The organism is Pseudomonas sp. DC1.2 (assembly GCF_034351645.1).
Taxonomy (GTDB): Bacteria; Pseudomonadota; Gammaproteobacteria; order Pseudomonadales; family Pseudomonadaceae; genus Aquipseudomonas.
Map to the genome: position 1 here is coordinate 1,887,815 of NZ_CP133782.1, position 19,045 is coordinate 1,906,859.

Annotated in this window: 22 protein-coding genes; 7 read left to right on the top strand and 15 right to left on the bottom strand. The window is 57.9% G+C overall.

The window, feature by feature from the left end; all coding sequences use genetic code 11:
* Positions 1-9 precede the first annotated feature (9 nt).
* The 5 genes from RHM68_RS08600 to puuE form a co-directional block, all read right to left on the bottom strand.
* Positions 10-1,311: a urate hydroxylase PuuD gene (locus RHM68_RS08600; RefSeq protein ID WP_322221866.1), complete on the bottom strand. Its 1,302-nt coding sequence runs from the start codon at positions 1,309-1,311 to the stop codon at positions 10-12.
* Between the two features lie 50 nt (positions 1,312-1,361).
* The gene (locus tag RHM68_RS08605) at positions 1,362-1,865 is read right to left on the bottom strand and encodes an ureidoglycolate lyase (RefSeq protein WP_322221868.1); all 504 of its coding nucleotides are present in this window, start codon (positions 1,863-1,865) and stop codon (positions 1,362-1,364) included.
* Between the two features lie 71 nt (positions 1,866-1,936).
* Positions 1,937-2,932, bottom strand: coding sequence for an allantoicase (alc, locus tag RHM68_RS08610; protein ID WP_322221870.1), 996 nt, complete (start codon positions 2,930-2,932; stop codon positions 1,937-1,939).
* A gap of 86 nt (positions 2,933-3,018) precedes the next feature.
* A complete protein-coding gene (gene uraD / locus RHM68_RS08615) occupies positions 3,019-3,534 on the bottom strand; it encodes a 2-oxo-4-hydroxy-4-carboxy-5-ureidoimidazoline decarboxylase (protein WP_322221872.1) in 516 nt (171 codons plus the stop codon).
* Positions 3,531-4,457, bottom strand: a complete 927-nt coding sequence (gene puuE, locus RHM68_RS08620) for an allantoinase PuuE (RefSeq protein ID WP_322221874.1) — start codon at positions 4,455-4,457, stop codon at positions 3,531-3,533. The genes uraD and puuE overlap by 4 nt, the downstream gene beginning before the upstream one ends.
* Before the next feature lie 430 nt (positions 4,458-4,887).
* Between puuE and uraH the strand changes: the two genes are divergently transcribed.
* Entirely contained in the window at positions 4,888-5,241 is a 354-nt protein-coding gene (gene uraH / locus RHM68_RS08625) for a hydroxyisourate hydrolase (protein ID WP_322221876.1), read from the top strand.
* Positions 5,242-5,421: 180 nt separating this feature from the next.
* Here uraH and RHM68_RS08630 read toward each other — a convergent pair whose 3' ends face one another.
* From RHM68_RS08630 to RHM68_RS08640, 3 genes are all read right to left on the bottom strand, one after another.
* Positions 5,422-6,048, bottom strand: coding sequence for a LysE family translocator (locus RHM68_RS08630; protein ID WP_322221878.1), 627 nt, complete (start codon positions 6,046-6,048; stop codon positions 5,422-5,424).
* A 62-nt stretch (positions 6,049-6,110) separates the two neighbouring features.
* Positions 6,111-7,400 carry an NCS2 family permease gene (locus tag RHM68_RS08635; protein ID WP_322223737.1) on the bottom strand — a complete coding sequence of 430 codons (1,290 nt, stop codon included), beginning with the start codon at positions 7,398-7,400 and terminating at the stop codon, positions 6,111-6,113.
* 349 nt (positions 7,401-7,749) lie between these two features.
* Complete coding sequence (locus tag RHM68_RS08640; RefSeq protein ID WP_322221880.1) at positions 7,750-8,193, bottom strand: MarR family winged helix-turn-helix transcriptional regulator; 444 nt, start codon at positions 8,191-8,193, stop codon at positions 7,750-7,752.
* Between the two features lie 83 nt (positions 8,194-8,276).
* Between RHM68_RS08640 and RHM68_RS08645 the strand changes: the two genes are divergently transcribed.
* Entirely contained in the window at positions 8,277-9,443 is a 1,167-nt protein-coding gene (locus tag RHM68_RS08645; RefSeq protein WP_322221882.1) for a PLP-dependent aminotransferase family protein, read from the top strand.
* 105 nt (positions 9,444-9,548) lie between these two features.
* Here the strand turns inward: RHM68_RS08645 and RHM68_RS08650 are convergent, their stop codons facing one another.
* The 5 genes from RHM68_RS08650 to RHM68_RS08670 form a co-directional block, all read right to left on the bottom strand.
* A complete protein-coding gene (locus tag RHM68_RS08650; protein WP_322221884.1) occupies positions 9,549-9,920 on the bottom strand; it encodes a glutathione S-transferase N-terminal domain-containing protein in 372 nt (123 codons plus the stop codon).
* Between the two features lie 102 nt (positions 9,921-10,022).
* The gene (gene folE / locus RHM68_RS08655) at positions 10,023-10,568 is read right to left on the bottom strand and encodes a GTP cyclohydrolase I FolE (RefSeq protein ID WP_322221887.1); all 546 of its coding nucleotides are present in this window, start codon (positions 10,566-10,568) and stop codon (positions 10,023-10,025) included.
* Positions 10,569-10,645: 77 nt separating this feature from the next.
* Entirely contained in the window at positions 10,646-11,203 is a 558-nt protein-coding gene (locus RHM68_RS08660; RefSeq protein ID WP_322221889.1) for a Smr/MutS family protein, read from the bottom strand.
* An 86-nt stretch (positions 11,204-11,289) separates the two neighbouring features.
* On the bottom strand, positions 11,290-11,610 hold the full coding sequence (locus tag RHM68_RS08665) for a hypothetical protein (RefSeq protein WP_322221891.1): 321 nt from the start codon (positions 11,608-11,610) through the stop codon (positions 11,290-11,292).
* 131 nt (positions 11,611-11,741) lie between these two features.
* Positions 11,742-12,332: a cysteine hydrolase family protein gene (locus tag RHM68_RS08670; RefSeq protein WP_322221894.1), complete on the bottom strand. Its 591-nt coding sequence runs from the start codon at positions 12,330-12,332 to the stop codon at positions 11,742-11,744.
* A gap of 239 nt (positions 12,333-12,571) precedes the next feature.
* On the opposite strand from RHM68_RS08670, the gene prmB reads away from it, so the two are divergent.
* Positions 12,572-13,480, top strand: a complete 909-nt coding sequence (gene prmB, locus RHM68_RS08675; RefSeq protein ID WP_322221896.1) for a 50S ribosomal protein L3 N(5)-glutamine methyltransferase — start codon at positions 12,572-12,574, stop codon at positions 13,478-13,480.
* A gap of 40 nt (positions 13,481-13,520) precedes the next feature.
* On the opposite strand, the gene RHM68_RS08680 is transcribed toward prmB, so the two are convergent.
* Both RHM68_RS08680 and RHM68_RS08685 read right to left on the bottom strand, forming a co-directional pair.
* On the bottom strand, positions 13,521-14,312 hold the full coding sequence (locus RHM68_RS08680) for a hypothetical protein (RefSeq protein ID WP_322221898.1): 792 nt from the start codon (positions 14,310-14,312) through the stop codon (positions 13,521-13,523).
* Positions 14,313-14,411: 99 nt separating this feature from the next.
* On the bottom strand, positions 14,412-15,422 hold the full coding sequence (locus tag RHM68_RS08685; RefSeq protein ID WP_322221900.1) for an alpha/beta hydrolase: 1,011 nt from the start codon (positions 15,420-15,422) through the stop codon (positions 14,412-14,414).
* Between the two features lie 84 nt (positions 15,423-15,506).
* On the opposite strand from RHM68_RS08685, the gene aroC reads away from it, so the two are divergent.
* The 4 genes from aroC (at position 15,507) to RHM68_RS08705 (ending at position 19,041) form a co-directional block, all read left to right on the top strand.
* A complete protein-coding gene (gene aroC, locus RHM68_RS08690; protein WP_322221902.1) occupies positions 15,507-16,598 on the top strand; it encodes a chorismate synthase in 1,092 nt (363 codons plus the stop codon).
* A gap of 28 nt (positions 16,599-16,626) precedes the next feature.
* Positions 16,627-17,778, top strand: a complete 1,152-nt coding sequence (locus RHM68_RS08695; RefSeq protein WP_322221904.1) for an MFS transporter — start codon at positions 16,627-16,629, stop codon at positions 17,776-17,778.
* Positions 17,775-18,395 carry a methylthioribulose 1-phosphate dehydratase gene (locus RHM68_RS08700; protein WP_322221906.1) on the top strand — a complete coding sequence of 207 codons (621 nt, stop codon included), beginning with the start codon at positions 17,775-17,777 and terminating at the stop codon, positions 18,393-18,395. Before RHM68_RS08695 ends, RHM68_RS08700 begins: the two co-directional genes overlap by 4 nt.
* A gap of 100 nt (positions 18,396-18,495) precedes the next feature.
* A complete protein-coding gene (locus RHM68_RS08705; protein WP_322221908.1) occupies positions 18,496-19,041 on the top strand; it encodes an acireductone dioxygenase in 546 nt (181 codons plus the stop codon).
* Positions 19,042-19,045 lie beyond the last annotated feature (4 nt).

A 19,045-nucleotide genomic window follows, 5' to 3' on the forward strand; every position in this document is an offset into this window, starting at 1 on the left:
TTTTGCTACTTAATTGGTCTGTGCTCCCTGATTGATCCACGCCCCAATCAAGTCTCGTTCCTGTTGGGTCATCTGCGTGATATTGCCCAGGGGCATAATCTGGCTGGCGACGGCTTGTGCCTGAATTCGCGGGGCCAGTTGCTGGATTTGTTGCGGGGTATCGAACATCACGCCGGCCGGTGCTGCACTGAACAACGGGCTGGTGGGTTTGGCCGAGTGGCACACAGCGCAGCGTTCCTGGATCACGTTGTGAACCTTGTCGAACGCCGGGCCCTGGTTTGAAGCTTGCGTCGGTGCGACCGCAGGAGCGGCAGGCTTGGGCGCTTCAGGCTTGGCGCCACCCCCCAGAGCGGTTTCCGGCAACGGCTGGTATTCGATCGTGCCAGGTGCTTTGGCCACGTCAGGAGCGCTGGGTATCGGCGAGGGCCCTGTCACATACGCCAGGCAGATCATGCCGACGGCTGCAACGGGCAGGGTCCAGGCAAATTTGTGGCTGTTGTGACGGGTATTGAAGTAGTGACGCACCAACACCGCCAGCACCGCGATCCCGGCCAGGATCAGCCAGTTGTATTGGCTGCCGTAAGTGCTAGGAAAGTGGTTGCTGATCATGATGAACAGCACCGGCAAGGTGAAGTAGTTGTTGTGCCGCGAACGCAGCAGGCCTTTGGCCGGCAATGCCGGGTCAGGTGTGCGGTTCTCGGCAATCGCTGCCACTAATGCGCGTTGGGCCGGCATGATGATGCGGAACACGTTACCGACCATGATGGTGCCGATGATCGCGCCGACGTGCAGGTACGCACCACGGCCGCTGAACACTTTGCTGAAGCCGTAAGCGGCGCCAATGATCAGCACGAACAGGATGAAACCCAGCAGTGCCGGGCGTTTGCCCAAAGCAGAGTCGCAGAGGAATGAGTAGACGAACCAGCCGACGAAGAGCGAGGCGATGCCCAAGGCAACCCCTTCAGGACCGGTCAGGCTGCTGCCGGGTGCGAGCAGGTACAACGTTGGGTTGGAGTAGAACACCACGCACAGCAGCGCGATCCCCGACATCCAGGTGAAGTAGGCTTCCCATTTGAACCAGTGCAGGTTGTCCGGCATGGTCGGTGGAGCCAGTTTGTATTTCTCCAGGTGGTAGATACCGCCGCCGTGGATCGCCCATAAGTCGCCCGCCAGGCCGTCTTTCGGGTTGACCCGGTTGAGGTTGTTTTCTAGCCAGACGAAATAGAACGACGCGCCGATCCAGGCCACGCCGGTAATCATGTGAACCCAGCGCACGCTAAGGTTCAGCCATTCCATGAGATGTGCTTCCACAGTCTTTACCTCTCGCTTGTCACTCTGTAGTCGAGTGATCGGAGCTTTTCTTATTGGTGGGGGGCAAGGATCAAACGCTCATCCTCTTTGAAAAAATGCTCATCGCAGTTGTTGCCTGTGCCACTGCGATCAACCACCAGGAAGTCATCCCGCTTTTCGATCGTCAGCACCGGATGGTGCCAAACGCCGCGATGGTAATTAATGCCCTGCCTGCCGTTGGTGACGAAGGCGCGGACCAAGCCTGATACAGGTTCATCGCCAAGGGGCGCGACCACGATCAGAAAGGGGTTGCTGAGCAGCGGAATAAACGCCTGACTGCCTAGCGGGTGACGCTCCAGCATGCCGACGGTCAACGGCATGTCCTGCGCGTCGGCGCGGAAAATGCTGATGATCGCTTTATCCTCTGGCGTGGCGGTTTCAACCGTCGCCAGTTTGTGAAAGCGCATGGTCGAACCGTTATTGATCATGAAGTGATCGCTACCGTCGGTTTCGATCACGTCACCGAAAGGGGCAAAGGCTTCTTTGGTCAGCGGTTCAATTGTCAATGTGCGCATGCGGGTCTTCTTACCTTGAATTCGTTGTTGTTGATCGTTCTCACACGGAGCGTGAGAACGATCATTACGTCTTACTTGGCGACCTTGCCCAATACGCGCAGGCGGCTCACACCACCATCCGGGAACACGTTCAGGCGAATGTGGGTGATCGGGCCCAGCGCCTTGATCTGTTCGGCGAAGGTGTGTTCGGCGTGCATTTCCAGTTTCTGTGCCGGCAGCAGCTCGCGCCAGAACAGCGATTGGGTTTCGATCTGGCTGTCGGTGCCGCCCTTGACGAGCGCGCCCTGGATTGAGCAAGTGTCGGGGTAGTTACCTTTGAAGTGCAGCGTATCGACGATGACTTTTTCGACTTCGCCGGCATGCCCCAGTGCAACGATTACCCAGTCATTGCCTGGCGTGCGACGACGTGCGGTTTCCCATCCATCGCCCATGTTGATGCCACGGCCGGGGTTGAGGATGTTGCTCATACGGCCGAAATGTTCGTCGGAGCAGGCGAGGGCGCGGCCACCGTTGAGGGCTGCGGCCAGGTCAATTTGCTCGTTGTCGCCAACGGCCGACCAGTCGCGGTGCGGCACGCCGTACACACGCAAACGCGCTACGCCGCCATCCGGGTAGATGTTGAAGCGCAGGTGGCTGAAAGCCTGGTCGTTATTGATTTCGTGGAAGTGGTGGCTGTTGCCTTGCAACTCGACAGCCGACAGCACTTCAACCCACTGGGTGTTTTCGGTGGGCTCGCCTTCTGCCAGGAAGCAGGCTTCCAGAGAGGCCGACGGCGGGAAGTTGCCGGTGAAGAATGAAGTGTCGATGTCCACGCCTTTGATCGAGCCCGGTACGCCCAGGCGAATCACCGCGCTGTCGTAGCCTTCGAAGCGCTTGCGGCGCGATTCCCAGCCGTCCATCCACTTGCCGTTATCATCAAACACGCCCTCTTTCCACACCGCCGGAGTCGGCTGGAACAGGCGGTTGGCATCAGCGAACCAGTCATCGGTGACCGAGATGATTTTGGTGCCCAGACGGGCGTCGGCCAGGTTGACGAACTTCTCGAAAGGTGCGGCGTAAGCTTTCATTCTTCTTGTCTGCCTTTAATAAGTTGGCTTGGGATGCTTGCAGTGCCCTGGGTGTTGTTGCGTTTTTAACACTCGGGCAAGGCTCGCTATAGGGTCAGTAATCGGAACAGGGCGATCTTGTTGATCTCTGCCAGTGCGCATTTGAATTCGGCGTCGACCGAGTGCTGAATGCGCGCTTCGAACGCCGCGAGGATCTGATGCCGGTTGCTGCCTTTTACCGCCATGATGAAGGGAAACTTGAACGTCGCTTTGTAAGCGTCGTTCAGCTCGGTGAAGCGTTGAAACTCTTCGGCCGTGCATTGGTGAATACCGGCGCCAGCCTGTTCATGGGTGCTGGCTTCGGTCAGTTGTCCCTGGACAGCGGCTTTGCCGGCCAGGTCCGGGTGAGCGTTGATCAGGGCCAGTTGGCTTTGATGATCGGCGCTCAACAGGATGTCGCTCATGCGCTGGTGCAGGGTTTCGATCTCGTCAATCGAGGCGTCCTGGCCCAGGTCGAAAGCCTTCTCGGCTACCCATGGCGAGTGTTCGTAGATGTCGGCGAAGGCCGCGACAAACGCGTCGCGGCTCAGGGTCGATGGCTTGAGGGTCTGGAACTGGCTCATTTTGCGGCACCTGGGTACGGGTGGGTTTGATGCCAGTGGCGCGCGATGTCTACGCGACGGCTGAACCACACCTGTTCATGACTTTTAGCGTATTCGATAAAGCGCTTGAGTGAAGCCAGACGCGCCGGACGGCCGATCAGGCGGCAGTGCAGGCCAATGGATAACATTTTCGGCGCTTCGGCACCTTCGGCGTAGAGCACGTCGAAGGCATCTTTGAGGTATTCGAAGAAGTCGTCGCCCTTGTTGAAACCCTGGACCTGGGTGAAGCGCATGTCGTTGGTGTCCAGGGTGTACGGGATCACCAGGTGGGGCTTGCCGGTCGGGTTGTTCGGTTCCCAGTAGGGCAGGTCGTCGTCGTAGGTGTCGCAGTCATACAGGAAACCACCTTCTTCCATTACCAGCCGACGGGTGTTCGGGCCCGTGCGGCCGGTGTACCAGCCCAGTGGGCGCTCGCCGGTGAGTTCGGTGAGGATGCGAATCGCTTCAAGCATGTGCTCGCGTTCCTGCGCTTCGTCCATGTACTGGTAGTCGATCCAGCGATAGCCGTGGCTGCAGATTTCGTGGCCGGCATCGACCATGGCACGAATCACATCCGGGTGGCGCTGGGCCGCCATGGCTACGGCGAAGATGGTCAGTGGGATGTCGAACTCTTTGAACAGTTTCAGTACCCGCCAGACGCCGGCACGGCTGCCATATTCGTAAAGGGATTCCATGCTCATGTTGCGCGCGCCTTGCAGCGGCTGCGCCGAGACCATTTCCGAGAGGAAGGCTTCGGATTCTTTATCGCCATGAAGGATATTGCGCTCGCCACCTTCCTCGTAGTTGAGCACGAAGGACAAGGCGATGCGGGCATTGCCCGGCCAGTGTGGGTGGGGAGGGTTACTGCCGTAACCGACCAGGTCGCGTGGGTAGTCAGCGCTCACTGCAGTCTTCCTTCTTATTCGTGTGGCTTATTCAAGATAGGGTGTGTGGCAGCCTGTTAGCCTGTGACAGGCTGGCGTCACAGCGATGGGCTGATTGTATACAACTTTATATTCAATTTGTAAGCCTGATTTTTTGCATTTTTCCCTAACTGTCATGAAAGGGTGCTACTGCAAGAAACCTGCCTGACTGGTCAGCTAAAGGATGGAAGGTCCAGTGATCCTATGGTTCGGGGTGATATTTGTCGGGCGACCCTGAGTGGCAGTAGTCTTGAGAATTATGTCGTTTTTAATTGTGTACAATTTTTTTAAAAAGTGTCTTAATCAGTCGCTTGCCGCAGCTTTCGTGCTTCGAAACGGTGCGGTCTCCTTTCTAACTGACTTCGGGAGGCGCGTGGTCTGACTGCTCAACGCAGGCAGGCGCGCAGAATCAATGGGACGTTTGACTACACACGTTTTGGACGCAGCACACGGTTGCCCTGGCAGCTCGATCAAAGTCGAGTTGTACCGCGTTGAAGGCTCGCAACTGGAATTGGTCGCCAGTGCGATGACCAACAGTGATGGCCGTGTCGATGCACCACTTTTGCAAGGCGATGACTACCGCTCCGGGGTCTATCAGGTTCAATTCCACGCAGGCGACTACTATCGCGCCCGTGGCGTCCAGTTGCCGGAACCTGCGTTCCTGGATGTGGTGGTGCTGCGATTCGGCATTTGCGCAGAACAGGAGCACTACCACGTGCCTTTGTTGATTTCGCCGTACAGCTATTCGACGTACCGAGGAAGCTGATCCCCCAAGCAGCTTTCTCCACCGGGAAGTCACTGCGCATATAGCTTCCTTGGTCTTTCGCCCGCTCACACTGCGGGCTTTTTTTCGCCCCGAAAAAGGTGGTACTGCGGATGACGCCATCGCGAACAAACTCACACCCTCATTGGAATGCGTGCGCCTGCATCGCGATGCTTTTGCTTTTTAACGGCTTAACAACGACGCCGCACCCGCCCCGCTGAACAATCCCGCGCTGATCCGATTAAACCAGCACTGCCCCTTGCCACTGCGCAGATACTGCGCCGCGCCATGGGCGCCCAGCCCATAAGCGAGCTTGCACAGTAGATCCAGCACAGTCCAAGTCGCGATCATCACCAGCAACTGCGGTAGGAACGGTTGTTCAGCGCTCAAAAACTGCGGCAGAAAAGCGGCGAAGAATAAAATGTCCTTCGGGTTGCTCGCGCCCAGCACAAATGCGCGCCCGAACAGTGCGCGCATACGTGGTACTGGTGCAGCTTGGGGCACTTCGGCGCCTTTGGAGGGCCGGCGCGATTGTTGCCAGCTCTGCCAGGCGAGATAGAACAGGTACAAAGCACCGACTATTTTCAGAGCGCTGAACACCTGTTCCGATGCCAGCAGGAGTGCGCCGAGCCCCAACGCCGAGGCGCTGAGCAAACAGATCGATGCCGTGACGCCCCCCATAAACGCCGGGTAAGAACGGCGCAAACCGTAATTCAGACTGTTGCTGATCATCAGCAAAGACAATGGCCCCGGGATCAGGATTACCACCAGCGCGGCGCCGCTGAACAGCAGCCAGGTTTCCAGACTCATCTCTTTCCTCCATTTGCACAAAAGCCCCACCTAAAGGGGTGAGGCGGTTGAAACGATGACAGTTACAAGAAAACGAACTTGGCGATGAAGATCGCGCACAACACCCAAAGGCTGATCGAAATTTCCTTGTGTTTACCGGTGCCCGCCTTCAGCACCACGTAGGTGATGAAGCCCAGCGCGATGCCGTCGGCGACTGAGAACGTCAGCGGCATCATGATCGCGGTGACGATCGCTGGAATGCTGTCAGTTGCTTCATCCCAGTTGATGTGTGCCATGCCACCCATCATCAGCATCGCCACGTAAATCAGGGCACCGGCAGTTGCATAAGCGGGGATCATGCCAGCTAGCGGTGCGAAGAACATCGCGGCAATAAATAACACGCCGACGGTCACTGCGGTAAGACCAGTCCGACCACCTGCGGCGACGCCCGCGGCGCTCTCCACGTAACTGGTCACGGGTGGAACACCAACCATGGCTCCAAACACGCTAGAAGCGCTGTCGGCTTTCAGGGCGCGGGAAAGGTTTTCGATCTTGCCGTCAGCATTCACCAGGCCTGCGCGCTGGGCCACGCCCATCAACGTACCGGCGGTGTCGAACATGTGTACGAAGAGGAACGCCAGCACCACGCTGATCATGCTGACGTTGAATACGCCCGCGACGTTCATGGCCATCCATGTCGGGGCCAGGCTCGGTGGGGCGGACATGATGCCCTGGTAGTGAACGAGGTCCAGAGCCCAGCCGGCCAGCGTCACGGTAATGATGCTGATGAGGATCGCGCCGAAGACTTTGTGGTAGCTGAGCACCGCAATCATCAGGAAGCACACCGCGGCCAGCAGTGGGCCAGGCTCGCGTAGGGAGCCGAGCTTGATCAGCGTCGCGGGGCTTTGCACAATGATTCCGGCGGTTTTCAGGCCGATGATCCCCAGAAACAAGCCCACACCGGCGCCCATGGCAAAGCGTAAGCTCACCGGAATGCTGTTGAGCAGCCATTCGCGAATCCGCGAAAAGGTCAGAATCATGAACAACACACCTGAGACAAATACCGCACCAAGGGCGGTTTCCCAGTTGTAGCCCATGGTGCCGACCACGGTGTAGGTGAAGAATGCGTTAAGGCCCATGCCCGGTGCGAGGCCGACGGGCCAGTTGGCGTACAGGCCCATCAACAAACAACCCAGTGCTGCAGCGATGCAGGTGGCGACGAACGCGGCACCGTGATCGATCCCGGCGTCGGCCATGATGTTGGGGTTGACGAAGATGATGTAAGCCATGGTGATGAAGGTGGTCAGACCGGCGATCAACTCGGTCTTCACCGTGGTGCCATGCACGCTCAGTTTGAAGAGACGCTCAAGCATGCCGTTGCGTAACGGCGGCGAGAGTTCCAATGACGGGGCTTCGGATTTGCGGCTTTCCACAGCGAGTACTCCTCAAGAGTTTTATTGTTATTTCCAGGGCCGGACCCATGAGGGTGGCAGCGGCTCTGTGAGGCACTTGCGAATTTGTTGACCGTATGGTCAGGAACTCGCACGAAGCGAATTATGCTTTTGTATACAAATAAAGCAAATAATGTTTTTGATTTTGTCGACGAAAAATTAATCGTTAGGGATATATCGCCTGTTCAAGCGCCTTCGCAAGCAGGCTCGCTTTCACAGCTGACTGCACGCCTCTGTGGGAGCGAACCTGTTCGCACAAGGTTTAAAGGTGTCAGGTTTTTTGTGGGCTGTCCCCCAGCGCCAGATTCACGGCCAACCACCCATTCACCGCTGTTTCGCCAGCCTCGGCAAACACCCGCTCCAACAACTTCACCTGCTCACGCCTCAGCGACTGCTCGAACCGCGCGCCGTCATCTGTCAATTCCAGAAGCCGCTTACGCTTGTCAGTCTCGGACACGACGCTGTTTACCAGGTGCATTTCCAACAGCTGACGTAGCGGAATGTTCAACGCCTGCTTGGTGACGCCCAGCAGCGCCAGTAACTCTTTGACGCTCAGGTTTGGGTAGCGGGCGATGAAAAACACGATGCGTTGATGCACCCGACTTAAGCCACGACGCTCAAGCATTTCGTCTGCCTTGGCGGTGAACGCTTGGTAGCCGAAAAAAAACGCTTCCATGGCCTTTTGTTGAGTGTTGGGGTTTTTAAGGTCAAGCATATTGACGCATCCGTTCAAGCTGTCGTAATTTTGGTCAAATAGTTTGACTCATTTACCTCACGCTACGCTACCGGTGACCCTCCATGGCTTTTTCCGAACGTGTCTCGCGCCTTAAAAGTTCTTTGATCCGTGAAATCCTCGCCGCTGCTCAGCGTCCGCAAGTGATGTCGTTCGCAGGCGGTTTGCCGGCTGAAGCCATGCTGGCAAAAGTCGAGTGGGCCGACATGCCGCTGTCCATGGGGCAATACGGCATGAGCGAGGGCGAGCCGGCGCTGCGTGAAGCCTTGGCGGCCGAGGCCCGTGCATTGGGCATAACGTGTGACGCTGGCCAGGTATTGGTGGTCAGCGGCTCTCAGCAAACGCTCGATCTGGCGGCTAAGCTCTACATCGATAAAGGCACCGAGATTCTGCTGGAAGCGCCTACCTACCTCGCCGCGCTGCAGATTTTTCAACTGTTTGGTGCCGACTGCATCACCGTCCCTTTGGAAGCTGATGGCCCGGACCTCGTCCAATTGCGCGCGCGCCTGCAACGGCACCGTCCCGCGTTCATCTACCTGATCCCGACCTTCCAGAATCCATCGGCGGTGCGCTACAGCGAAGCCAAGCGTGATGCCGTGGCAGCGTTACTCGATGAATTTGGTGTGACGTTGATCGAAGACGAACCCTATCGCGAACTGACATTCGACGGGGGCAGCGCCACGCCAATTGTCAGCCGCTTGAAAACGGCCAGTTGGATTTACACAGGCACGGTGTCCAAAACATTGCTGCCGGGGTTGCGAGTCGGCTACCTGATCGCGAGCCCGGACTTGTTTGCGCATTTGCTGCGGCTCAAGCAATCGGCGGACCTGCACACTAACCGCGTGGGCCAGTGGCAAGCGCTGCAATGGATCGGCACCGAGAAGTTCCAGCATCACCTGAGTGAGTTACGGGACTTCTACCGGGTGCGTCGGGATGCGTTTCAATCGGCGTTGGAAGCGCACTTTTCTGATCTGGCGGACTGGAATGTGCCGCAAGGCGGGCTGTTTTTCTGGCTCACATTAAAGCAACCGCTGGACACTCGAACGTTGCTCAAGGCGGCGTTGGCGGCGGATGTGGCGTTCATGCCCGGCGAGCCTTTCTTTCCCGAGCCGGACAGTCATCACGGGCATTTGCGCCTGAACTTCAGCCACATCGACCCAGCACGTCTCGATGAAGGGCTTAAGCGCTTGGCTGCAGTAGTGAGACAGGCCCAGGCGGCCCAAGCAGCCTGACGGCAAAAAACCGGCTCAACGGCCGGTTTTTTCCTGGAGATCGGATTCCAAAAAGTTGGGACCGAACCTGATCGCGGTGGCGTTAGTTCAAACAGCCCCAATAAATCAGGCTGTCGCGAACCGTTTCTCAAGATAATCAATAATCGTCTTGGACTCATACATCCAGAGGGTTTGCCCTTTCTCTTCAATTCGCAGGCAAGGCACTTTGATCTTGCCGCCTTGTTCCAGCAGGGTCTGGCGATCCAATTCGTTGTTCTTCGCGTCACGCAAGGCCACCGGGACATTCAGGCGGCGTAAGGTGCGGCGGGTTTTTACGCAGAAAGGGCAGGCATGGAACTGATACAGGGTCAGGTCCTTGGCGTCCGCCTCAACCTGGGCCTGGGCGGCGGCAGGGCGCTGCTTCTTGCTCGGGCGGGTAATGAAATCAATGAAAATGATCAGTTGGCCGAGGCCGACACGAAGCGCTTTGACGAACACGATGTAAGCCTCACGAGCTAAAGAAGAAGGGCGCGCAGCTTACCTGATTTTTCACTGGCGAAAAAAAACCGGCGATGAATGCCGGTTTTCTTCGAGCAGTGGTTACTTGATCAGGCTGAGAAACTCGCTGCGGGTGGCCGCATTTTCGCGGAACTCACCGAGCATCACCGAGGTGATCATCGACGAATTTTGCTTCTCTACACCGCGCATCATCATGCACATGTGCTTGGCTTCGATCACCACCGCAACACCCAGAGCGCCGGTGACTTGTTGGACGGCATCAGCAATCTGACGGCTGAGGTTTTCCTGGATCTGCAGACGGCGAGCGTACATATCGACAATCCGCGCGACCTTCGACAACCCCAGTACCTTGCCACTCGGGATATAGGCGACGTGAGCCTTGCCGATGAACGGAAGAAGATGGTGTTCGCACAACGAGTAGAGCTCGATGTCCTTGACCAGCACCATTTCGCTGTTGTCCGAGCTGAACAAGGCACCGTTGGTGACTTCGTCCAGTGTCTGTTCATAGCCGCGGCAGAGATACTGCATGGCTTTGGCGGCACGCTTTGGCGTGTCGAGCAGGCCCTCGCGGGAGACGTCCTCGCCCAATTGGCCGAGAATCGCGGTGTAATTCTGTTCCAGGGACATGAAACTACCTGTGGGATTTTACGCAAAGGGCAAGGGTACGGTGGCAGGCACTGCGCTGCAAGTGTGGCGCTACAGCTTTACTCGTCGCGACCTTCCATCATGGTGCGTTTGAGCATTACATAAACGGCTCCCGCGCCGCCGTGTTTGGGCTGGCATGAGGTGAAGCCTAGGACTTGGGAGTGCTGGCGCAGCCAGGTGTTGACGTGACTCTTGATCATCGGCCGTTTACCGTCCAGGCGCACAGCCTTGCCGTGCGTGACCCGCACACAGCGGATTTCGAATTTGGTGGCTTCTGCCAGAAACGCCCAGAGTGTTTCCCGAGCTTTTTCCACGTTCATGCCGTGCAGGTCGAGGCTGCCTTCGAATGGAATCTGGCCGATCTTGAGCTTGCGTATTTGGCTTTCCTGGACGCCATCACGTGCCCACATCAGCTCGTCTTCAGGTCCTACGTCGATCACGAATTGATCTGATAGCCCATCAACAGTGGTGGCATTGGTGCGCACGGTGGCCGCTTGGCGCAGCGTGGCGATTTGCGCGCGGTCAGCCTTGGGTTTGCCAGTTTCGGCGCGATCGTGCTTGATCGGCTTGACGCCTTTGATCGCGCTTTTAAACAGGGAAAAATCGTCGTCTTGCATGTCAGCCTCCGCGAAGGGCGGCCAGTTTACCCAAGTCGAGGCCCCATCCATAACAATTGGGATCGCCAAAACGCCGAGCCTTCGATTCAGTCGTGCTTTTTCATCAGGTGCGGGGACATGTTCAGTGTCCGCGACTGGCGCGAACCACGGCGGCAGCGACGCCACAGCCACACCCCGAGGTAAAGCACGAGCAAGCCCACCACCAGAATGATCGCCGAACCGAGAGGGCTGGCATTCAGCTCACCCAGCGCCGGTGGACGGCCCAGCAGGCTGGCGGCGCCGGCCATTGCCATGAGCACACCGAACATCGCCAGAATGGCGGCAATCGCTGCGCCGAATCGAAATCGCCAGTTACTGGGTCCTTTGGACCGCAGGCGGCGTGCGTCAAAACCATCGGATAACTTCATTCCGACCTTCCTAAATGGGTATCGGCCCTTCGACCGGGAGTTGACCGGGATGTTCCTGAAGCTAAGGCAATTGCAGCAAATGAGAGGCTTTTGCGGATGAGCGGCGGCATTGGCCGCTCATCGATGGCCGATCAGATCAGATCGTGGGTCAGGGCGAGGGTGGCGAAGTTGTCCGCCATGATCGCCATTTCTGTTTGCTGAACGTGCTCGGCGCTCAGTACGCCGCCTTTGTAAGGCAGGTCGCGGGTGGCACACGCGTCTTCGACCAGGGTGCAACGAAAGCCCAGGTTCTTCGCGGCACGCACCGTGGTGCTGACGCTGGAGTGGCTCATGAAACCGCTGACGATCAAGTCCAGTGCGCCGAGTTCCTGCAGACGTCTTTCAAGTTCGGTGCCATGGAATGCACTCGGCAGTAATTTGCCGATAACGGTTTCGTCGCCTTGAGGCTCAAGCCCTGTAATGAACTCACCGCGCTCGCCTTGCGGATCAAACAGCCCGCCGACGGTGCCGAGGTGACGCACATGCACGATCGGACGGCCAGCAGTGCGAGCAGCGGTGAGCAGTTGCTTGATGTTCGCGACGGCCGCATCCATACCACTCAGGGCCAGTGGACCGCTGAGGTATTCCTTTTGGGCATCGATGATGACAAGGGTCGCATGGCTCAGATTGGCCGCTGCGTAACCGCGGCCGCTGAGTTGAAACATCGTTTTTGGAACGGACATTCTGGGGCTCCTTTGAGTGGGGCTTTTGCGCCATTCTCCTCTGGCTGAGCGGTTCTGTGAATCGCTACCATCGTAGGCGCCGTCTTTGTTGGCTTGTAGCCTTGTTGAGAGGCTCGTTCTGTTCAATACCCAACCTGAAAAATGGATAAGTCCTACATCTGATCCGGTGTTTTTCCTGCATCGTCGCGGCGCGTTTTGGCTGGTAGAATCGCCAGTCGTTTTTTCTGGAGTTTGCCGCCGTGATTACTTCCCGACTTCGTACCCTGCGTGACCATATTCGTTGGGCCGTCAGCCGCTTCCATGGGGAGGATCTGTTTTTCGGTCATGGCACCGACAACGCCTGGGACGAAGCCCGTCAGTTGGTGTTGGGGGCCTTGCACCTGCCGTGGGAAATAGCGGACAGCTACCTCGACTGCAACCTGGAAGATGACGAACTGGTCAATCTGCAACGTTTGCTCAAACGCCGCATCGAAGAGCGCATTCCCACCGCTTACCTATTGGGCGAAGCTTGGTTCTGCGGCATGTCGTTCATTGTCGACGAGCGCGTTCTGATCCCTCGGTCACCGATTGGCGAACTGATTGAAAAGCGTTTTGAACCCTGGTTAGGCACCGAGCCTGCACGCATTCTCGACCTCTGCACCGGTTCTGGCTGCATCGGTATTGCCTGTGCTTTTGAGTTCCAGAACGCCGAGGTTGTGCTGGCGGACCTGTCGTTCGAAGCGCTGGAAGTGGCTAACCAGAACATTGAGCGTCATGGTGTCGATGAGCGGGTGTACACCGTTCAAGGGGATGGCTTTGATGGCTTGCCGGGTCAGCGTTTCGACCTGATCGTGTCGAACCCACCCTACGTCGATGCGGAAGATTTCGCCGACATGCCGGACGAATATCAACACGAGCCGGAGCTGGGCCTGGCCTGCGGCGATGATGGCTTGAACCTGGTGCGGCGCATGCTCGCCGAAGCGGCGGATCACCTGACAGAGAAGGGGTTGTTGATCATCGAGGTGGGCAACAGCCAGGTTCACGTTGAAGCGCTGTACCCGGAAGTCGATTTCGCCTGGCTTGATTTTGAGCGGGGCGGGCATGGCGTGTTCATGCTGACCGCCGAACAGTGTCGCGAACATCAAGCGGTGTTCGCTTCCCGCGCCTGACTTGCACGACCATTCTCATGCGGCGCGTGGGAATGGTTCGCTAGCGGTGTGTTGCAATCCAGATCAACAACCCCGCCTGGAACACCGCAAACGCCACCAGACAGGAAATAGTAAAGCGTAACCCGGCGTCTTCGCGCTTGTACTTGCTGACCTTCTCTTCGTGTTTCTTCAGTTTGACTTCCTGCTCTGCCAGGTTCTGCTCTGCTTGTTGCAGCATCTGCGCGGCTTCGAGAATTTCCACCACTTGCAGCTTTTCAGTGTTCCATTCACTCAGCAGGTCGCCGACCTGCACTTCTTTGACGCTGCCCTTCAAGTGCTGTGGGTCGGCGTATACCACTTCAAAACCGTGGGCGCGTAAAAAGTGATCGCGGCGCAGCCGTGTGTCTTCGTTCAGCGCATCCTTGTTGTTCAGGTCGCTGCCGTCGACGGTGTAGTGGGGCCAGTGCTTTTTCGCCCATCTGATGCCTTGAGCAGCCATGAAGCGGCCGATACCGCGGTTTAACGGTTCTATCTGCAAACCGCTGTCGGGTCCAAAGCGAACACGCTGGGTGGTGTGATCGACCCATACGTCGAGATGATTTTGTTCCTTGCGCACACGCTGGGCCGGCAGCTTGATGGTCAAGCGCATCAGGCTCTGCTCCTTGCCGTTGCGTTCGGCGTAACCGAACTCGACAAAGCGCAATGGCCTTGCGCCGGTGTTGCGGTCAGTCTGCAACGGCGCCAAGCGGAGCATCTTGTGGTGCTCGGCGTGTACATCCGCCCACGGCAATTCTACCGCTGGCGGTGCGTCAGTTTCAGCGGTGGTCTCGGGTGAAGTCTGGGTATCGGTCATAACGGCGAGGTCCTGTCCAAGCGCTGTTTGTCGCCAGTCATAGCGCTGGCGACAAAGGCTTATCGGCCGTTTACTTCAGGACTGGAGTGCAAACAGCGCTTAGAGGGCTTGAAGTCCGTCAATAAAGCTAATGATTTGCGTGCCAAGTTCAAAGGCCAAAGGCAGATTCGGGTTCTTATAGGACGCCAATTGCAGTTTCACGTCGTTGGGCACAATGCGCATGACGTGGTTCATGCCTTCAATTACCGTCAGCACCGCATCGGGTTTGGCCGCCTTGAGCATTTTTGCATCATCGACCCCCACTTGAATGTCGTTGCTGCCCTGAATGATCAGCGCCGGCATTTTCAGCTTGGCGAAGGCCGCTGCCGGGTCTTGGCGGAACAGTGAAATCAGGTAAGGCTGCACACTGGGGCGGAAGATTACCTCCAATGGAGACGGCACATTGTCGTCGGTGTGCCCGGCCTTGAGGCTGTCGAGCAGTTCGTTGCTGCGTAACATCAGCGGCGCCGGCAGGCTATTGCTCAATTGCTGGCGTAGCACCTGGTCGATCGGCCGGGCGCTGCCGGACAGGGAAATCACGGCGGCCGCCTCCATGCTCGGTGCCGCCAAGGTGGCAATCAAGGCGCCTTCGCTGTGGCCCAGCACAATGAGTTGGCCCAGCCGCGGGTCGGCTTTGAGTTTCTGGCCCCAGGCTACCGCGTCGGCGACATAGGCTTCCACTGACAGATTGCGCTCGTCAGGGGTGGCTGCAAGGCTCGCCGCTACGCCGCGCTTGTCGTAACGCACACTGGCGATGTTGTGTTTGGCCAATACCCACGCCAGCCGTTTGAGGCTGTCATTGCGTCCGCCGTCGGGATTGTTTCCGTCACGATCTGTAGGACCCGAGCCAGAAATGATCAGGACAACCGGTACCGGCGTGTCGGACTTGGGTAACAGCAACGAGCCGAAAAGCTCGCCGCTGCCCGTGTCCAGGCTGATCGGACGTTGTAGGACGGTGGCTTGGGCCACGTTGCAAAGGAGGCCGGTAAACAGGGTAAGGCTCAAGACTAGAACTCGCAGCATCATCACGCCATCATTAAAAGGTTGCCGGTTGGACTCGCACGCACCCATAAGGTTCGAGGATGAACTACTGGGGTAGCCTGCGTATACTGACGCGCATTACGTATTCAGGTTCGATTTCACGGAGCGTCCCGCATGTCCGGCAATACCTACGGCAAGCTGTTCACTGTCACCACCGCCGGCGAAAGCCATGGTCCGGCGTTGGTCGCTATTGTCGACGGCTGCCCTCCGGGCCTGGAGATTTCCCTTGAGGATCTGCAGCGTGACCTGGACCGTCGTAAACCCGGCACCAGTCGTCACACCACCCAGCGACAGGAAGCCGACGAAGTCGAAATCCTCTCTGGGGTGTTCGAAGGTCGTACCACCGGTTGCGCCATTGGCCTGTTGATTCGCAACACTGACCAGAAGTCCAAGGACTACTCGGCGATCAAAGACGTGTTCCGCCCGGCCCACGCCGACTACACCTACCACCACAAATACGGCGAGCGCGATTACCGCGGCGGCGGTCGCAGTTCTGCGCGCGAAACCGCTATGCGCGTGGCGGCCGGAGCCATTGCAAAAAAATACCTGGCCAGCCAGGGCATAGTCATTCGCGGTTACATGAGCCAGCTCGGTCCGATAGACATCCCGTTCAAGACCTGGGATTCGGTCGAAGAGAACGCTTTCTTCTGCCCGGATCCGGCTAAAGTGCCGGAGCTGGAAGCCTATATGGATCAACTGCGACGCGACCAGGACTCGGTTGGCGCGAAGATTACCGTGGTGGCCGAAGGCGTAATGCCGGGCCTCGGCGAACCGATATTCGACCGACTGGACGCTGAGTTGGCCCATGCGCTGATGAGCATCAACGCGGTCAAAGGCGTGGAAATTGGCGCCGGTTTCGCCAGCGTTGCCCAACGCGGGACTGAACACCGCGATGAAATGACCCCGCAAGGGTTCCTCAGTAACAACGCGGGCGGCATTTTGGGCGGCATTTCCTCCGGTCAGCCCATCGTTGCGCACCTGGCGCTAAAGCCGACTTCCAGCATCACTACCCCGGGCCGTTCGATTGATGTTCATGGCAACCCGGTGGACGTTATCACCAAGGGCCGTCACGACCCGTGTGTCGGCATTCGTGCCACGCCGATTGCCGAGGCGATGATGGCCATCGTGCTGATGGATCACCTGTTGCGTCATCGTGGACAGAACGCCGACGTGCGCGTGAGCACTCCGGTGCTGGGTCAGCTTTAATGGCTGACCTCAACGCTGTCGGGGTCTGATGACGTTGGCAGCGCTCCCGTACTGGCGGCTCTCCAGTTTCTATTTGTTCTATTTCGCTTTGCTCGGATCGACGGCGCCGTTTCTGGCGCTGTACTTCGATCATCTGGGGTTTTCCAGTGCGCGCATCGGTGAACTGGTGGCGATCCCCATGCTAATGCGCTGTATCGCGCCCAACCTCTGGGGCTGGCTTGGCGACTACACCGGCCGGAGGCTGGCCATCGTGCGGGTGGGCGCGGTCTGCACGCTGCTGACGTTTTCGCTAATTTTCGTCAGCAAAACCTACGCTTGGCTGGCCATGGTCATGGCCTTGCACGCGTTCTTCTGGCACGCGGTATTGCCACAGTTCGAAGTCATCACCCTGGCTCACCTCAAAGGTCAGACGTCGCGTTACAGTCAGATTCGTCTGTGGGGTTCCATCGGCTTCATCATCACCGTGGTCGCGCTCGGCCGGGTGTTCGAATGGATAAGCCTGGATGCCTACCCCGTTGTGCTGGTGCTAATCATGGCCGGGATTGTCGTTAGCAGTGTGTGGGTGCCGAATGCACAACCGGTTCAGAGTGAGCGAGTGACGGCCGAGGGCTTCCTCACGCAATTGCGCAGCCCTGGCGTGCTCGCGTTCTATGGATGCGTGGCGTTGATGCAGATGAGCCATGGTCCTTACTACACTTTTTTGACCTTGCACCTTGAACGCCTTGGTTACAGCCGTGGTGTGATCGGTATGCTTTGGGCGGTGGGCGTGGTCGCCGAAGTGTTGATGTTCTTGGCCATGAGCAAAATTCTTGCGCGCTTCTCGGTGCGCCGGGTGCTGATGGCGAGTTTCCTGCTGGCGGCCCTGCGTTGGCTGCTGCTGGGCTCCTTCGCTGAAAGCTTGTGGGTGCTACTGTTCGCGCAAGTGTTGCACGCGGCAACCTTCGGTAGCTTTCACGCGGCTGCCATCCAGTTCGTGCAACGTAGTTTCGGTGCCCGTCAGCAAGGCCAGGGCCAAGCGCTCTATGCGGCACTGGCTGGCACCGGCGGCGCACTGGGCGCGTTGTATTCCGGCTACAGCTGGAACGCCCTCGGCGCCACATTGACCTTTAGTATTGCCAGCCTCGCAGCTTTTGCAGCTGCCATTATCATTGCCACACGAATGCAAGAGGACCGGCCATGAGCCTTACCCGTGAACACCTCGCCCAGGAAATCATCGATGCCGGGCGTTTTTTGTATGGCCGCGGCTGGTCGCCGGCCACTAGCAGCAACTATTCGACTCGCCTGTCGCCCACCGAAGCGTTGCTGACGGTGTCCGGCAAGCACAAAGGTCAGTTGGGCCCCGACGATGTGCTCGCCACCGACTTGTCCGGCAACAGCCTCGAACCGGGTAAAAAACCGTCCGCCGAAACCCTGTTGCACACGCAGCTCTATGGCTGGCGCTCGGAGATCGGCGCTGTGTTGCACACTCATTCGGTCAATGCCACGGTGTTGTCGCGCCTGACGCCAGAAGACTTCATTGAGTTCGAAGACTACGAGCTGCAAAAAGCGTTCAGTGGGGTCTCGACGCATGAGTCCAGGGTCCGTGTGCCGATTTTCGACAATGATCAAGACATTGCACGCCTGGCGGCCAAGGTGCAGCCTTGGCTGAACGCTCACCCTGACTGCGTCGGCTATTTGATTCGCGGCCACGGCCTTTATACCTGGGGCGCACGGATGAGCGATGCGCTGCGGCAGATCGAGGCCTTTGAGTTTTTATTCGAGTGCGAACTCAAGATGCGTAGCGTATTGAACCGTTAAGGCTTACTTCACCCGAAGCCGCCTAACCGCCTGATGAAACGTGTTGCCTGACCGGCTTGTAAAAAGCTGGAAGGTGCCGCTGATACCGAGGAATTGCCCCATGAGCAGCCTGTCCGTTTATCACATCTCCAGCCCTGAAATACCGAACAAGGTCCTGACCCACTTCGAAGACATTGCCTCGACGCTATTCGAGCAGGGTGTGCGTTTTGACCGTTGGCAAGCCGCGGCGAAAATCCAGCCCGGTGCCAGCCAGGAAGACGTCATCAGCGCCTATCAGGAGCAAATCGACCAGTTGATGACCGAGCGCGGTTACGTCACCGTCGACGTCATCAGCCTGAACAGCGATCACCCACAAAAAACCGAACTGCGGGCCAAGTTCCTCGATGAGCACCGCCATGCCGAGGACGAAGTAAGATTTTTCGTCGCTGGCCGTGGGCTATTTACCCTGCACATCGGCGATTACGTCTATGCCGTACTGTGCGAGAAAAATGACCTGATCTCGGTTCCAGCCGGCACGCCGCACTGGTTTGATATGGGCGAGCATCCGCATTTCGTCGCTATCCGCCTGTTTAATAATCCTGAAGGCTGGGTCGCCAATTTTACCGGCGAAGACATTGCCAATCGCTTCCCGCGCCTGGAGGACTGAGCCG

Bases quoted from the DNA above. Each gene is read 5' to 3' on its own strand.
- RHM68_RS08605 (WP_322221868.1), bottom strand. From the start codon at position 1,865: ATGCGCACATTGACAATTGAACCGCTGACCAAAGAAGCCTTTGCCCCT.
- alc (WP_322221870.1), bottom strand. From the start codon at position 2,932: ATGAAAGCTTACGCCGCACCTTTCGAGAAGTTCGTCAACCTGGCCGAC.
- uraD (WP_322221872.1), bottom strand. From the start codon at position 3,534: ATGAGCCAGTTCCAGACCCTCAAGCCATCGACCCTGAGCCGCGACGCG.
- uraH (WP_322221876.1), top strand. From the start codon at position 4,888: ATGGGACGTTTGACTACACACGTTTTGGACGCAGCACACGGTTGCCCT.
- RHM68_RS08630 (WP_322221878.1), bottom strand. From the start codon at position 6,048: ATGAGTCTGGAAACCTGGCTGCTGTTCAGCGGCGCCGCGCTGGTGGTA.
- RHM68_RS08635 (WP_322223737.1), bottom strand. From the start codon at position 7,400: ATGCTTGAGCGTCTCTTCAAACTGAGCGTGCATGGCACCACGGTGAAG.
- RHM68_RS08640 (WP_322221880.1), bottom strand. From the start codon at position 8,193: ATGCTTGACCTTAAAAACCCCAACACTCAACAAAAGGCCATGGAAGCG.
- RHM68_RS08645 (WP_322221882.1), top strand. From the start codon at position 8,277: ATGGCTTTTTCCGAACGTGTCTCGCGCCTTAAAAGTTCTTTGATCCGT.
- folE (WP_322221887.1), bottom strand. From the start codon at position 10,568: ATGTCCCTGGAACAGAATTACACCGCGATTCTCGGCCAATTGGGCGAG.
- RHM68_RS08660 (WP_322221889.1), bottom strand. From the start codon at position 11,203: ATGCAAGACGACGATTTTTCCCTGTTTAAAAGCGCGATCAAAGGCGTC.
- RHM68_RS08665 (WP_322221891.1), bottom strand. From the start codon at position 11,610: ATGAAGTTATCCGATGGTTTTGACGCACGCCGCCTGCGGTCCAAAGGA.
- RHM68_RS08670 (WP_322221894.1), bottom strand. From the start codon at position 12,332: ATGTCCGTTCCAAAAACGATGTTTCAACTCAGCGGCCGCGGTTACGCA.
- RHM68_RS08680 (WP_322221898.1), bottom strand. From the start codon at position 14,312: ATGACCGATACCCAGACTTCACCCGAGACCACCGCTGAAACTGACGCA.
- RHM68_RS08685 (WP_322221900.1), bottom strand. From the start codon at position 15,422: ATGGGTGCGTGCGAGTCCAACCGGCAACCTTTTAATGATGGCGTGATG.
- aroC (WP_322221902.1), top strand. From the start codon at position 15,507: ATGTCCGGCAATACCTACGGCAAGCTGTTCACTGTCACCACCGCCGGC.
- RHM68_RS08695 (WP_322221904.1), top strand. From the start codon at position 16,627: ATGACGTTGGCAGCGCTCCCGTACTGGCGGCTCTCCAGTTTCTATTTG.
- RHM68_RS08700 (WP_322221906.1), top strand. From the start codon at position 17,775: ATGAGCCTTACCCGTGAACACCTCGCCCAGGAAATCATCGATGCCGGG.
- RHM68_RS08705 (WP_322221908.1), top strand. From the start codon at position 18,496: ATGAGCAGCCTGTCCGTTTATCACATCTCCAGCCCTGAAATACCGAAC.